The organism is Pedobacter hiemivivus (assembly GCF_004331685.1).
In the GTDB taxonomy this organism is placed as follows: domain Bacteria; phylum Bacteroidota; class Bacteroidia; order Sphingobacteriales; family Sphingobacteriaceae; genus Pedobacter; species Pedobacter hiemivivus.
Genome location: NZ_SJSM01000023.1, coordinates 37990 through 52469, shown reverse-complemented (window position 1 = coordinate 52469; position 14480 = coordinate 37990). Strand labels below are relative to the sequence as shown.

The following is a 14480-nucleotide window of genomic DNA, read 5'->3' as shown; positions in this document are numbered from 1 at the left end:
TGGAAATTAGGTTAATAAAAAATTGGTTGTGTAAAATGTGACCGTTAAGATTTTCCTGATAGCAGTTCTCAAGCTGTGCAATTTCCAGGAGCGGCTTCAACGCTCCTGGAATTTTTTTTTATCAGGTGATATTTGATCTGGTATAGATTAGTTCATCAAAATCACCCTCCTTCCATCAATTTTGTAACGCAATGAACTGGTAATAGCGATGTTCTCCAGCAATTCGGTAATATTTTTATACCTTGACATTGTACCCCATAATTTTTTATTTGAGACATTCCCCTGATATTCGACGTCAACGTCATACCATCTGGATGCTTTTTTCATCACATCCTTAAGGTTCACATCATTTAAAACAAACAAGCCGTTTTTCCATGCCATTACCTCTTCTACATCAGCCTGTTTAATTGTTAAATTTCTTTTAAGATCATTAACCGCAACTTGGCCCGGTTTCAATTTGACCTGTTTATTTTGAGCCATAAGCTTAACCGATCCCTCTAAAAGTGTGGTCTTAATTTCATGATCTTCAGGGTAAGCCTCTACGTTAAAATGAGTACCCAGCACTTCAATTTGTTGTTTTCCGATCACATCTACTTTAAATGGTTTCTCCGGATTTTTAGCGATCTCAAAATATGCTTCCCCTGTTAACTGAACCCGTCGGTCCTTTCCTGAAAAGTTTGATGGATAGGTTATGCTGGATATCGCATTTAACCATACATGAGATCCGTCAGGCAGCACAACTTGAAATTGGCCACCTTTAGGCGTGCTAACCGTGTTAAAGACAACGGCCATACCAGAAGTACCAGAACTATGCGCTGCTGAGGGTTGATAAATAATTTTACCATCGGCTGTTTTTGTAATCTGGGTATTGCCTTGCTTTACTAATTCACCATTACTTACATCGGTTAAAATAATTTGCTTACCGCCGGATAGTGTAAGGATTGCCTTATTACTACCTGCAACAATTTTGTCAGCAATCTGTGTCTGTTGTTTTGTGCGATCAGGTGATGTATTAAAATAGAGGTAAATACCTGCACCTACCGTCATCAATGTAATGGCAGCAGCAAGTGGTAGTTTATACCACTGCAATTTTTTAGGTCGCTGATGTTTTATACTTTTTTGGAGCTTTCTATATATACTGCTTGTTATTTGGTGTTCGTCGCCCAAACGGTCTTCATCCCAGTATATGTTATCTAAAGAAAAATCGTCCTGATATTCATCAAGCTTCTTTTTATCCTCATCAGTGCATTTGCCCTGTATGCACTTTTCATACAACAGGATATATTCTTCCCTCGTCATAATTTATAATTGGTTATATGTATAGTACCTATTAATACGTACCACACACATACTTTTAAAAATATTTTTTATTTATATTTCATCCTAAAAAATGTAATTTCGTTTTATGCCAAATAGAATTACACAGATTCCCTCCGATGCTGATCTTTGGGAATCCATCAAATTAGATGATGAACGTGCTTTTTCTACTTTATTTCATCGCTACTCTTCTCGGATTTACAGTAATTCTTATGCTTACGTGAGGGATAGAGAGGTGTGTGAACAAATTGTGCATGATATTTTTTTAACGCTCTGGAGCAACCGAAAGACTTTAAAAATTGACTCCTTCAAAAATTACCTTACTTCCGCAGGCCGCTATAGGGTTTACAAAAGCATCCATGCCAGCAAAATTATTCCTATCGATTACAAAGAAGATCTGGAAGTTTTTTCGAATAGTTCGGTTGAAAATAACGGTTTTGACCGAATCGCGTATAATGACCTGGAAGCGGAATTGGAATCTTACCTTAAAAACCTACCAAAAAGATGTCAGGAGATTTTCCTCATGAGCAGGCGCCAATTGATGAGCAACGATGAGATTGCGGACAAACTTGGTATCTCGAAGCGGTCGGTTGAAAACCAGATTACCCATGCCCTTAAACATTTGCGTATATCATTAAAGGATGTTACGGTAATGTTGATTATAGCTGGTGGCATCAGCGATTTTGTAAATTAAAATTTAGCGCATAAAAAAAGGGAGCTACGCTCCCCCTTTAAAAGCGCCTGTTATGACTATTGAGTAACTTCCTTTACTTTATTATAAAGTGTTTCAGCTCTTAAGTTGGTTGCTATTACTTTACCCTGACTGTTAACCAATACATTCTGTGGAATGGCACGTACGTTGTAAAGTGCGGCGGCAGGTTCTTTCCAGCCTTTTAAGCTTGAAACATGGTACCAAGGCATTCCGTCGGCTTCAATAGCAGCCTTCCATTTGGTAGCATCCTCATCCAGGGAGACACTTAATACAGTAAATCCTTTTCCTTTGAATTCGTTGAAGGTTTTTACCACGTAAGGATTTTCCTTTCTGCAGGGGCCGCACCAGCTCGCCCAGAAATCAACCAATGTGTATTTATTTTTACTGATTACTTCTTTTAAGCTAAGTTGAGTACCTTCCGGAGTAGTTGAAACAAAATCAATAAAATTCTCTCCCACCAACTTGCCCTTTACGGAAAGAAGTCTCTCCTCAAGTTCTTTTCCCAGCTTTGTAGCCTTTATTTCAGGACTCAATTTAGAAAAAGTAGGATATGTCGTTTCATAATTAGCCAATCTTCCTTGTGCAGTCTGGTCTAAATAATAAAGGGAAACATAAGATGAAGGATATTCATTTACAAAGGAATGAATAGTTTCTTTTCTGAAACGGGTATATTCATCCAATCCAGCTAGAAATTTAGTCACAGCAGCCTTCTTCTCCGGACCTTCAGGCAGATTCCTAAATTGGTTGATTAAACCATTAAGTTTGTCCTCAGCGGGTCTTAGTTTCTTTGCCAATAGCTCATGTGCTTCGGCCAGCTTTGTACCTTTTATATTGGCATAATGAATGGAATCCTTAGCAGATAGTTGAATTGTTCCTGTAGATAGCAACAAATCTATTTTATCGCCAGTCTGTTCATTACCAAAACCAAGTTTACCCACTGTAGCTGAACTGATATTGCCTGTAAACTTAAATGCACCATTTTGCACCAATACACTGTCGGCTTTTTTGATTTGCGCATCTTCGTATGCTAACTTTATAAATCTACCATCGTGTTTGCGATTTACCTTACCATTGATGGTGAAATTTTCGGACTGTGAAAAACCTGCTAAAGGAATAATTGACAAGCCCAGTACGAGTACATGTTTTAATTTCATCTGTTTCATTTATAATTAGAATTTATTTAGTTGACAGCGCGCCAATTGATGTTTTTAACTTTAACGAGGTCGGTCCAGGTACTATTTACCTGTGGTAACAATTCAACCACGTTTGGGTTAGTACCTACTCTAAAGCGACGTAACGTACCTTTGGTATTGCTGTTATAAGTAGCAATATATAAGCTGTTTGTTACGTGATCGATTTGTGTATCGAACTTGAGCATAGTAATCTGATCTCCTCCTGTTTCAGCGTATTGATAGAACCGCTCATTATTAGGATTATAATCATAGGCGTATAGTTTGTTGCCTACTGAATAGAAAATTACCGTTCTATTAGAAGAAAAAGCATAAAAATCAGCTTTATCAAAATCTACAGCGATGGGACTGATTTTATAAGCAGCGCGTCTGGCCGGGGCACCTCCGCTGGCATAGAATTTATAAACATAATGAGCATTGTCCGCATCCTTCATGATGGCGAAAGAATTTCCATTTGTAGATCCCAGGTCAGTATTCCGAGTGTTCTCGGCATATACCAGCGTCCTTCCGAGTGCCGCATTGTTCCAAGGGAAAATGGGTTCGTTACCGTCCTTATCTTTATCATCCGTCAAAACAACAGATGCAGTACCACTTCCAAAGCTTGAATAATTCATGAAACGTTGGTTGATGGTATCATACCACATCACAGAAGCCATATTTCCAATAGAATAAATTAAATAGGGTGCTGCCGGAATCCGGACTTGTTGTGCCGTACTCACCCGATTGATAGGATTATTGTATAAATCACCACCATTAATTAACAGGAAGGATACAAAAACATCCCCCCCCTTCGTTATTAGTGCCCGATACAACGGATTTGTAGGTGCTCCGGCGGCAGTAATTACCTGTGGGGCAAACGAAATCGGATGCAAGGTTTCGGGATTGATTACCTCCGAAACATACAATAGCCTGCTAAAGTTATTTGCTGGTGTCCCCGTCAATTCACCACGATCAAGGAAATAAGACCCTGTTTTCGTAAATACCCATAGCTTAATATCTGCATTGGAACTGCCGTTTCCGGTATGAACAAAGCTGACAGGCTCGCGTAAGCGCGGAAGCCCACTTTTTGACAAAATTTGTCTGATATGCAAGGTGTCGTTTAACATAGCTAGCATTTCAGCTTCGGCATACCCCTGTTCGTCTTCTCCCATGATCAGTAAACCCCGCGCAACGGGTGTGCTGACATTCAGTGTTGAATTCGCGCGCCAAACCACACCGGTCTTTTTGTCGACTACTTTGTAAAACAGGGGATAGTTGGCAGGATCCAGCAATACAGGGTAATTTAATTGTTTCTTTCTGCTTATGGTGTCTGTTAATCTAACACCTTTAGACAAAATCCAGTAATAATCGTACCTGGAAGTATCCCCTTCATCCATTGTAGCGTTAATTTTGGGATTGATGCGCAGGGTATCATACCCTTTGCGCATATTGTAAGTGCTGTTTACACCAGCGATGGACAGCTCATTGATATCCTTGTATTCGTAATTGCCCAGGTCCTTACTGCAGGAACCGGCGACTAAAAGCGCTAAAAGAATAATTGTATAATGAAATATTTTCATGTGAATTTGCTTTTAAATTGACTACTTGACATAAGGCACACCGAGGGTAGATGTCCAGGGAACAATTCCAATATACATCAGACGGCCATCCTCTTCCAGAATAGGATTACCTTCATTAAAACGTCGGATTAAAATTGCTGAAGCATCTTGCATAATCAGACTAATACGGGCCATAGGCATAGTTACAGTACTAGCAAAATCCTCATATTTCAGCCCAAAGTTTTCGGTCAGGAAACCCATCTTTTTCTTCGTAAAAAAACCCATCGTTCCCGTTTCCCGATTTGTTCCGGTAGCCAAGCCACCCGGCCAGACTACTGGTTTCACCATAATATCGCTGATGCGCAACGTATGCAGGCCTGCATCAAACTCCGGCACTATAACACCTTGCTTTAGGGAAGGAATTGCATCCCACTCCGGGAAAGAGAGCGAAAAATCCTTTGTGGCCACCAGTCTTAAGCCTAATGTCTTCTCTTCCTTTTCCAAATCAGGCGTACGCTTCAAACGAACCTCTATATTTATGAAAACAGCATGGGCTGGAATGGTCCATTGCTCCTTTAGGGCTTCATAGTGCACACCCAAAACCGCTGTTGTAGAATCCGGGTTTACTTCGACACGGAAGGTTCGATCGTAATCTTTTACTGGTCCGGTAATCATTACCTTGACCCTAAAGTTCACTGCATCCTGATTAATTCTAATAAATTGAACAGGGCTGTAAGGTTGGTATGGCCAGTTACTTTCACTGAAGGCTTCTGAGCCATGTTGCACAGCAAAATACACACCTTCTCGACCTTCATATTTCATGATTTCCTTTTCACAGCTACATAAAAAAACAAGCAGTGACAGACATCCTATCAGTATTTTTCTTTTCATTGTGTTTTTTTTAATTGTTTCTTTGTGAGGTTTCGCTTTCTGGCAATGGAACTACATAATTATTTAAAACCATAGCTTTGGTTCCGGTTACGGCAGCATTGTTAGGAACGGTTAGCGTGGAATTTCTTTTGTAATAAAAAAACTGCTGCCCCTCCCCAAGCATTTCCCTTCTGTATTCATTAGAGATCTCTATTTTCAGGGCAGCGTCACTCGCGGGCGTTTTACTCAGCGCATTGCGGGCCGTTCTTACCTTATTAAAATAGCCAATACCCACAGAAAGATCAGGACTACATTCGGCTGCTATAAGGAGCACTTCACTAAGGCGGATCAGCGGAATCATATAACGACCTGGTCCATCTGGTATATCCTGATACTTCAGATTTGTTAGCGCAGTAATTGTTCCTGAAGACAAAATTTGCCAGCTCCGTCGCCTATAATCATTGGCATCATCGTACAAATTTGTAACTCGTCCTTCATTGCTGTCTCCACCATTGAATGACAGCTTTGCATTTGCCAGCAGATTCACATCAAAAAGTCGTTTATATAATTCATCACGATTGATATCATAGAGTGAGAACATCACCTCTGTAGAGAAAACCCTGTCAGGTTTAAGCGCACTCGTTGCATTTGCATTCGTAACATACGGAAAGACATTTTTAGCAGGCAATTGTACTTCATTAAGTAATCCCACGGCTTCAGAAAAAGCCTCGGCCTTTTTAGACTGCCACAGATACGCACGCGCAAGTAGCGCCCTTACCGCATAATAATTTAATCGATACTGACGATAATAGAGATCGTTGTTACCGGATGGATTACCGGCATTACGCACTCCCGCAGTACGTATAGGATCAGTAGTTTCCATTAGTAAAATGGCAGCTTTAAGATCATCTGTCACATTTGACATAAACTGTTCAGAACTGATCAAGAGGGCAACACTGAATGTATTTTTAGAAATGTAGGGAAGTACTGCTTTGGTTTTGCTGCTTTCTGTATAAATAGGGCCAAATAGTCGAAGCATGTCAAGGTGTAAAAATGCGCGAAGTGCAAGCGTTTCTCCTTTAATAATACCAAAATAGGGCTCTGGTAAAGTTTCACTTGCGTTATCTCCACATTTTTCCAGAATTACATTACAGTTGGCAATTAATTCATAGGCTTTACGCCAGGCGCCATCAAAGGTAGCTTTGGGTCTGTCAGCCGTATATACAAAAGTTGTATATTCATAATAACGGTGAGTAGAGGAATTTATAAAATAGTACTGCGCCAGCACATCCAATGCACCGCTTGTCATCTCCTGTCCATAAAGTGCCTGATTGGTCATTTCTACATACACACCATTCAATGCTTTTAGATATCCCTCTTTATTTGCGAATAGCACATTCTCCGACAGCCGGTCGGTAGGCTTAACGTCGATCCACTTGTTACAGGAAAGCGAAAACGAGCTTAATAACAGGCAGATACTTAGTTTATATAATATTTTCATTTTATTATAGTTAATACATTAAAATCGAACCGAAGCTGAAAAAGAAACTGATCTTGCAAATGGGTAGTCAATACCCCTTTCATTCTTTATTGTTGAAATATTGAAAATGTCGTTCATGTAAGCCCGTAGTGTTATGGAGGAAGCACGCACAGTTTTTAGCCAGGCTGCGGTCGTGTTTTCATACCCCAGGGAAAAAGCTTCGCCTATCAGCACATTATTATTTGCGACAAAGCGCGAAGACATTGGTGTAGTCTCAGTTGTTGATATGGCTTTAAAACTGGCGTTATCTCCCGGACGTTTCCAGCGATCATACAGTGCCCGGCGATCCTGGTTTAACGTAACCTCTTGTGTGGTTATATTTTCAACTTTCTCATAAAGGGTTTGCATAAATGCCTGTCCACCTAAACGGTATCTAAGATTAGCTGAGACCATGAATCCCTTGTAAGAAAAACTAGAGCCAATTACACCTTCCAGCTTTGGCTCACTGTTACCCACCACTACTTCATCCTGGAAATTATGCACAAAGGTTTGTTCATTGTTTTTGTTCAGGAATATCTCACGTCCAGTTGCCGGATCGATACCAACTGATCGAACTGCCCAGAGGTCAGAAGGACTTCCGCCATCATAGTACCGGGTTAGATTTCGACTTTTATTATTTTCATTGGAATTCTCCAGCTGATTCCCCATTTTACCGTATTTGGCTGTCAACTGTCTCATATTGAGGTTTACGCGCCAGTTTAGCTGTCTCTTTCTAATCAGTGTATAGTCCGTTGTTAAAGTAAATCCATGTGTAATCTGTTCGCCCAGGTTCTGTGCAACTTTTGCCACTCCTGTAGAGGAAGGGAGTGTTACAAATACCAGCAAGGGATCAGTCGTTTTAACAAAATAATCGAGGTTAAAACGCAACCGGTTATCGACTGTAGTCAGGTCAAGGCCAATATTACGGTCCAACGTGGTTTGCCATTTCAGATTTTTGTTCCCCATATTGGAGATAATAGTGCTGGCACCAAATGGGTTACGGTTTTCATTATTGTAACGATAGATTCGCATTGAAATGTAATCATCAAAATTCTGGTTCCCTGGAGTCCCAATCGATCCACGTAACCGGAGTTGACTAATCCATTTCCAATCCTGAAGAAATGTTTCATTGTGTATATTCCAGGCCAAACCAACCGACCAGTTATTAGAGAACCGTCTGTCAGAGCCATACACAGATGATCCGTCGAGCCTAAGCGTAGCATCTACCAGATATTTTTGATCGTATGAATAACCTGTGTTAAAATAAAAACTTGCACCGCGTCTTTTGGATTCCTGGTAATCGGCACGTTTCCCCTCAGGATATCCCAATGCAAAATTAGGATTGGCGAATTCATCATCCACAAATCCCCTCACCTGATAAGCGCTTTGCTGAGTTGTCGCTTGCTCCATTCTCATACCTCCCACAGCATTCAACATATGCTTTTCAGCAAATAGTTTTCCGTAGGTTAGACTAAATTCACCATCATAATTTAGCTTCCTTCCGTTTGTTTCCGTGTAGCGGCCTTTTTCAAGGATATCTGTGCTTTCGAATTCAATATTAAAAGGAGAACGGAATATATGATCTTGTGTTCCATAATTGCGAATCCCCAGGCGACCACGTGCACGTAAAGCCTCAGTCAATCGCAACTCCATTTCCAGGTTATTTGTAAATCCCTGTGATTCCTGCTGATTGACATTCAGGTTGCTCTGATCATACAATGGACTGTAAACTGGAAGCAGCGCTGGATTACCGTAGGTTTTAAAATCTTCCAGAACTTTTCGTACATTCCCGTTCTCGTCATATTTCCTAAAAAAAGGATTGGCCCGCGAAAAATCGGCGAATGCTGAGGTTTCCCTGTTGGCCCGAACATTATCAATGCTTAAAGAGTTGTTTACTGAAAAGTTACCTTTTCTATAGAGCAGTCTTATGTTCCCGCTAGTCGTCTGTCTATCTGACCCCTTCATCACACCATTTATAAGTCCGTAGTTAAATGAAGCGCTATACCGCAGGTTAGCGTCACCACCCTCGGCAAACAAAGTGTGTCGCTGGTTAATCGCCGTACGCAGCGGTTCGTTCGCCCAATAGGTGTTTACACCTCTCCGAACTTCCTGTAGGCGCTTGTAATACAGCGTCTGGGAATCCTGATTTCCAGGGATAACAAAATTGCCTTGATCAGTTAACAGACTGTAAAACCCGGATAGATACTCAAACTGTAGTTTTTCTTCGGCATTCATCAGGTTATAATCCGTGAGATCTGCAAAACCGATAGTTGAATTCAGGCTATAATTTATACGTAATGAACCAGGCGTTGGCTGCTTGGTTTCCACTACCACTACACCGTTTGCAGCTTTAGAGCCGTAGATGGCAGAGGCCGCCGCATCCTTCAACAAGGTAATGCTCTGTACACGGTCCATACTCAGGTCGCTAATGATCGCTAAAGTACTTTCGAAACCATCCAATATAAATAAAGGTTGGTTGGGATTCGTAGCAAATTCATCAGTAAGCCCGATCACACTACTTTTTCCTCTTATTTCTATATCGGGTAAGCGATTCGGATCCGATCCAAATAAGTTATTATCAATAATTGCAAATGATGGATCCAGTGTCTTTAAACTTTGCAAAACATTCTGGTTACCCACAATCTGCAAATCTTTAGCAGAATACCTGGCAGAGGAACCCGTAAAAGCATTACGGTCCCGTTGATAGATTCCAGTAACTACAACCTCATTCATAGACTCTTCATCCGGCTGCAAGTCTACATTCAGCTTTTCTTGCTTATGATAAGTGATTTCCTGAGTTTTCATCCCGACATAAGTAAACACCAATGTTTGTTTCTTATCTGAGGCGGGAATGTTGATGCGGTACTCCCCCTTCGCATTGGTACCTGTACTGATAGTACTGCCTTTAAGCCTGATGGTCGCCTGTTCTAGTGGTTGCCTGGTCTCTGCATGACGGACCACACCTATAAGCATACTTTGCTGAAGGGAAACAGGGCTGCTTGTCCCCGTATTCGGCTTCGCATGCGGACTGGAAAATGATATGGTCTTATCTTCTATGGCATATTCCAGTGGCTGACCTTCAGTTACCTTTTCCAGAAATTGTTGCAAAGGCATGTTCTTTACATCAATTGTGATAGGCCTGGTAGATTCAAGCAGTTTTTTAGTTCCAAAAACGGTATACCCGCTTTGTTTCCTAATGGCGTCGATCACAGACGAGAAGGGAATGTTTTTCCCTTTGAGTGTAATCTGCTGTGAATAGCTGGCGGCACTTACTGTCGTAAATCCAGCTATAAGTAATAACATGATGATTTTCATCACTCGCGATAAGTAATATTTATTCATTAAATTTGCGTTGATATGGGTGGTGCAGTATCTGCTTATTCGTTTTAGGTCGATTGCACTAATCATTCGTTAAAGGGAAGGATGGCGGTCCTTTCCTTTTTTTGATTTTAGGAGCTTTGGTGGTTAGTTTAGTTAGGTTTTCATCATGTGGTTTTTGGTTTAGGTTTTACATTCTACTTTTTTCCTTTAATAATTAATTTTCGACGACTAACGTCGAGTTTATAGTCAATTTCGGCTACGTCCAATAAACGCAATACAAGGCTGATGTTTTGGTTGCGAAAAGCATCCCCCATGAGTTCTTCTTTTGGTATCCCGTTTTCATAAATAATGTCCAAATCATACCAACGTCCAATTTCGTTCATGGTCTCTTCAAACGTTTTACTGTCAAAGCCAAATTTGCCATCGCGCCAGGCGATGTAATCGTTAACATTAACCTGTTTCACCTTTATCTTTCCCGCAGAAACGATAGCCTGTTGATTGGGTGATAGCGTAATGAGGTCTTGCTTATCGCTAACCGCTACCTTTCCTTCAACAAGCGTCGTTTTAATAGCTAACTGCTCCCGGTACGCATTTATATTAAATTGGGTACCGAGCACTTCCACTTCCTGATGCTTGCTGATCACCTTAAATGGTATTTTCTCTCCGTTTTTCCGATAGGCTGTTTTCACCTGAAAGTAGGCTTCACCCTCAAGTTCTACAATACGTTCATCCGAAGCGAAACGCGAGGGATACTTTATCGTAGAAGCAGCGTTGAGCCAAATTTGCGTACCGTCCTCCAATGTGATTTTATAGGTACCTCCGCGTGGAGTTTGTAGGACTAATAAGCGTGGGTTATTGTAGGTTTGGTCCAAATCGACATTTTCAACTGGAACACCATTTGTATAGGTGATTTCCTTTCCTGTTACAATACCTGTCTGAGTGTTACTCAACTTTACGGTCCTACCGTCGGCAAGGGTCAGCGTAGCCTTGTTCCCACCGGGTTCAATGTTCACACTTACCGCTTCCGAAACTTTAACTGGTTCTTTATATTCGATTGTCGTCCATGTACCGAGCGCAACAACAAATATTGCTGCTGCCGCAGCTATCCATCGAATCATGGGATAACGCTTGATAGTTTTAGGCTGCTCATCAGCCACTTTAGCTAATAAATTCGCTAGCATACGCGATTTAACCTCTTCCTGAGATTCATTTCGCCTTGAGGGAATAACTACTTGCTGGTCGTCATGGCTATTATACCAATCCGTTAAAACTTGCAATTCCTCTTTACTGATATTGCCAGTATTAAATTTAAAAACTAAATGTTCTATGTATTCGGTATTTATGGGCATTCTGTTTGCTTTTCTATATTTATAGACAGAATAATATTAGCTAGGGGTGAGTGCGATTAATTAATTATTTAATAATATTTATTTAATATCGTTTTTAGGGCGTTATCGCTGCAAAAACATATGAATAGATATTAGTACCATCAGCAATCCTATATTGCCTTGGATATCTTTGTTTGCCTTTTTAAGGTGTGATTTGATTGTGTTTTCTGAGAGATTTAACTTTTCAGCAATCTCTTTATTCGAAAGGCCATCCTGGCGGCTAAGCCTAAAGACAAGCTGACATTGAGGCGGTAATGCGTTTATTGAATTGTCTATCTGCTGCTTTAGCTCACGTATCATCAACTCATGCTCGGGCGAGAACGAGTTGATATCCTCTGGGGGAGCATAACTTTCGAATTTTATGCGTTCCCTGTAACGTCGATCCAGCATATTAAACGACTGGTTGCGTATCGCACGGGCTAAATAATTGGAAAGCATAATTTTTGCGAGTGAAAAATCATGGCGCAGCTTCCATAGTTTATGTAATACGTCTTGAACGCATTCTTCAGCTTCTTCCTGATTGCCTAAGCGATTAAAGGCAACTGCCAACATTTTATCCCAGTAACGATCATAAATCTCCACTAATACGCGTTCGTCACTATTTTGCATAAGCTGAACAAGCTCCTGATCTCCATATAGTTTATATTGCGTCATTAATAGATGTCCCCCGCTTGCAAATATATAATTTTCAGCGTTTTGTGGATGGTTTCTTTTTTCGATTATAGCATAAAAAAGAACATCATCTGTTAAATTCATCCCCAGAAAAATGAAGTTCATCAGAAAAACGGGAGATTTTTAATAAATCTTATGTGGAAATTTTACTTTTGAATAATGGCTCAAATAAAAAAAATAAACATAAAAAGGCTGTTTATCTTTTTCTTCTCCACACTGATATATGCTTTGTGTCAAATGCTTTTCAGCATTATTTTAATGAAAGAAGATTTATGGAATAATTTCCATATACAGTTATCAGCCCATTATATCGTAATCTTTACCATGTGCATAGCTGACTACGGATTATTGCGATTTTTGAATAAATATTTGCCATATTCCAAAAATATATTTTACCGTATTTTGGCAGACATTGCAGGCATAACCATAATAAGCTTGATTCTGTTATGGCTATTTAATTTTCTGATATACGACGTGTTTCTTATTCCAAATGAGGGAATGCCACCTTTCCTTGTCAAATTTGCATTTGGAATGTCAACCAATATCCCTATTCTACTGGTATTCGAGTTAATCCATTATTTCCAGTCTGAACAAAAAGCCATAGCCGATTCCGAAAAAGCGAAACGGAAAGTTCTATTATTCCAACACGAAACGCTAAGGTCACAGATAAACCCGCATTTCCTTTTTAATTCACTGAATGTACTGTCTTCATTGATATATATAAATCCGGATAACGCCAATAAGTTTACAAAAGCCCTTTCAAAGACCTATCGGTATGTGCTTTCCCTAACCCGGCAGCCAGTAGTTTCTGTTGCGGAAGAATTGGATGCGTTGGATTCGTATCTTTTCCTTATGAGCATGAGGTTTGAAGATTCCTTTACTTTCACAGTAAACAAAATAGCTGACTGTGATAGTAATGAGATTATTCCTCTTACCCTACAATTACTTATAGAAAATGCATTTAAACACAATATCGCAACCGAAGAATCACTGTTGGATATAAAAATTACAATCGATAGTGATTATATTACCGTTGAAAACAATATACAACCATCGAACGATGCGGATAAAGGTGGAATCGGACTGAAATACATCACCAAGCAATATAAATTGTATGCAAAAGACGTTATCGTTGAACATACCGAACAGATGTTTATTGTAAAAATCCCTTACATTCAGTCATGAAGTACCTAATCGTAGAAGATGAACGGTTCGCATACGAAGAACTTAAGCGTATGATGACGAAATTGCGTCCCGGTTATCTGTTGGAGAAGCAGACTAAAACAGTCATAGATACCATCGGGTTCCTAAAAGAATCTTCTGTTGATTTAATTCTTATGGATATCCGTCTGGCAGACGGTAACTGTTTCGAGATATTTAATCATGTAGAGGTTGCCACGCCTGTTATATTTACGACCGCTTACGATGAACATGCTATCAAAGCGTTTAAGCTAAACAGTATCGATTACCTGTTAAAACCTTTTGATGAGAATGAATTAGAGGTAGCATTAACAAAATATGAAAATATATTTCATAACCATCCTTATCAAACCAGTCCTAAGAATTTCGAGCAGATATTATCGCTCAAAACCAAAAACCGTTTCCTAATATCGAAGGGGGAAAACTTTCATTATATAGAAACCATGGATATTGCCCATTTTTATAGCGAAGAGGGAGTTGTCTTTCTCCATACATTCAGCGATAAGCGATATATCATTAATTATACCTTAGACCAGTTAGAACAACAGCTTGATGGCCGTCTGTTTTTCCGTGTATCACGTAATTGCATCGGGAACGTAAAAGCCATTGAAAATGTTGCCAAATACTTTAACAGTCGTCTGAAACTTTCCTTTTTACCAGAATGCCCACATGAAGTTTTGATCAGCCGTGTACGTGTTCCGGACTTTCTGAAATGGATGGACGGGATTGTGGCCCTCTAAGAATTCATTTCAT

At 40.0% G+C, this 14480-nt stretch carries 11 protein-coding genes; 3 read left to right on the top strand and 8 right to left on the bottom strand.

Going from position 1 to position 14480, the window contains the following annotated elements; genetic code table 11:
- Window positions 1–147: 147 nt before the first annotated feature.
- Complete coding sequence (locus tag EZ444_RS22710; protein WP_131611662.1) at window positions 148–1299, bottom strand: FecR family protein; 1152 nt, start codon at window positions 1297–1299, stop codon at window positions 148–150.
- Window positions 1300–1405: 106 nt separating this feature from the next.
- Here EZ444_RS22710 and EZ444_RS22705 point away from each other — a divergent pair, with 106 nt between their 5' ends.
- Entirely contained in the window at window positions 1406–2011 is a 606-nt protein-coding gene (locus tag EZ444_RS22705; RefSeq protein WP_131611660.1) for an RNA polymerase sigma-70 factor, read from the top strand.
- 56 nt (window positions 2012–2067) lie between these two features.
- On the opposite strand, the gene EZ444_RS22700 is transcribed toward EZ444_RS22705, so the two are convergent.
- From EZ444_RS22700 to EZ444_RS22670, 7 genes are all read right to left on the bottom strand, one after another.
- Entirely contained in the window at window positions 2068–3183 is a 1116-nt protein-coding gene (locus EZ444_RS22700; protein WP_165503703.1) for a TlpA disulfide reductase family protein, read from the bottom strand.
- Window positions 3184–3209: 26 nt separating this feature from the next.
- Window positions 3210–4778, bottom strand: a complete 1569-nt coding sequence (locus tag EZ444_RS22695) for a PKD-like family lipoprotein (RefSeq protein ID WP_131611656.1) — start codon at window positions 4776–4778, stop codon at window positions 3210–3212.
- Between the two features lie 21 nt (window positions 4779–4799).
- Window positions 4800–5453 (bottom strand): DUF4843 domain-containing protein, encoded by a 654-nt coding sequence (locus EZ444_RS22690; RefSeq protein WP_165503702.1) that lies wholly within the window; start codon window positions 5451–5453, stop codon window positions 4800–4802.
- A gap of 205 nt (window positions 5454–5658) precedes the next feature.
- Window positions 5659–7128: a RagB/SusD family nutrient uptake outer membrane protein gene (locus tag EZ444_RS22685; RefSeq protein WP_131611652.1), complete on the bottom strand. Its 1470-nt coding sequence runs from the start codon at window positions 7126–7128 to the stop codon at window positions 5659–5661.
- A gap of 18 nt (window positions 7129–7146) precedes the next feature.
- Window positions 7147–10488: a SusC/RagA family TonB-linked outer membrane protein gene (locus EZ444_RS22680; RefSeq protein WP_225874821.1), complete on the bottom strand. Its 3342-nt coding sequence runs from the start codon at window positions 10486–10488 to the stop codon at window positions 7147–7149.
- 173 nt (window positions 10489–10661) lie between these two features.
- Window positions 10662–11816 (bottom strand): FecR family protein, encoded by a 1155-nt coding sequence (locus EZ444_RS22675; protein WP_131611649.1) that lies wholly within the window; start codon window positions 11814–11816, stop codon window positions 10662–10664.
- Between the two features lie 102 nt (window positions 11817–11918).
- A complete protein-coding gene (locus tag EZ444_RS22670) occupies window positions 11919–12632 on the bottom strand; it encodes an RNA polymerase sigma factor (RefSeq protein WP_131611647.1) in 714 nt (237 codons plus the stop codon).
- 426 nt (window positions 12633–13058) lie between these two features.
- Between EZ444_RS22670 and EZ444_RS27690 the strand changes: the two genes are divergently transcribed.
- On the top strand, window positions 13059–13712 hold the full coding sequence (locus tag EZ444_RS27690; protein WP_225874820.1) for a sensor histidine kinase: 654 nt from the start codon (window positions 13059–13061) through the stop codon (window positions 13710–13712).
- Window positions 13709–14467, top strand: coding sequence for a LytR/AlgR family response regulator transcription factor (locus EZ444_RS22660; protein WP_131611645.1), 759 nt, complete (start codon window positions 13709–13711; stop codon window positions 14465–14467). The genes EZ444_RS27690 and EZ444_RS22660 overlap by 4 nt, the downstream gene beginning before the upstream one ends.
- Window positions 14468–14480 lie beyond the last annotated feature (13 nt).

Coding starts and splice junctions, on each gene's coding strand:
- EZ444_RS22705 (WP_131611660.1), top strand. CDS start 1,406: ATGCCAAATAGAATTACACAGATTCCCTCCGATGCTGATCTTTGGGAA.
- EZ444_RS22680 (WP_225874821.1), bottom strand. CDS start 10,488: ATGAATAAATATTACTTATCGCGAGTGATGAAAATCATCATGTTATTA.
- EZ444_RS22660 (WP_131611645.1), top strand. CDS start 13,709: ATGAAGTACCTAATCGTAGAAGATGAACGGTTCGCATACGAAGAACTT.
- EZ444_RS27690 (WP_225874820.1), top strand. CDS start 13,059: ATGTCAACCAATATCCCTATTCTACTGGTATTCGAGTTAATCCATTAT.
- EZ444_RS22695 (WP_131611656.1), bottom strand. CDS start 4,778: ATGAAAATATTTCATTATACAATTATTCTTTTAGCGCTTTTAGTCGCC.
- EZ444_RS22700 (WP_165503703.1), bottom strand. CDS start 3,183: ATGAAATTAAAACATGTACTCGTACTGGGCTTGTCAATTATTCCTTTA.
- EZ444_RS22675 (WP_131611649.1), bottom strand. CDS start 11,816: ATGCCCATAAATACCGAATACATAGAACATTTAGTTTTTAAATTTAAT.
- EZ444_RS22710 (WP_131611662.1), bottom strand. CDS start 1,299: ATGACGAGGGAAGAATATATCCTGTTGTATGAAAAGTGCATACAGGGC.
- EZ444_RS22670 (WP_131611647.1), bottom strand. CDS start 12,632: ATGAACTTCATTTTTCTGGGGATGAATTTAACAGATGATGTTCTTTTT.
- EZ444_RS22685 (WP_131611652.1), bottom strand. CDS start 7,128: ATGAAAATATTATATAAACTAAGTATCTGCCTGTTATTAAGCTCGTTT.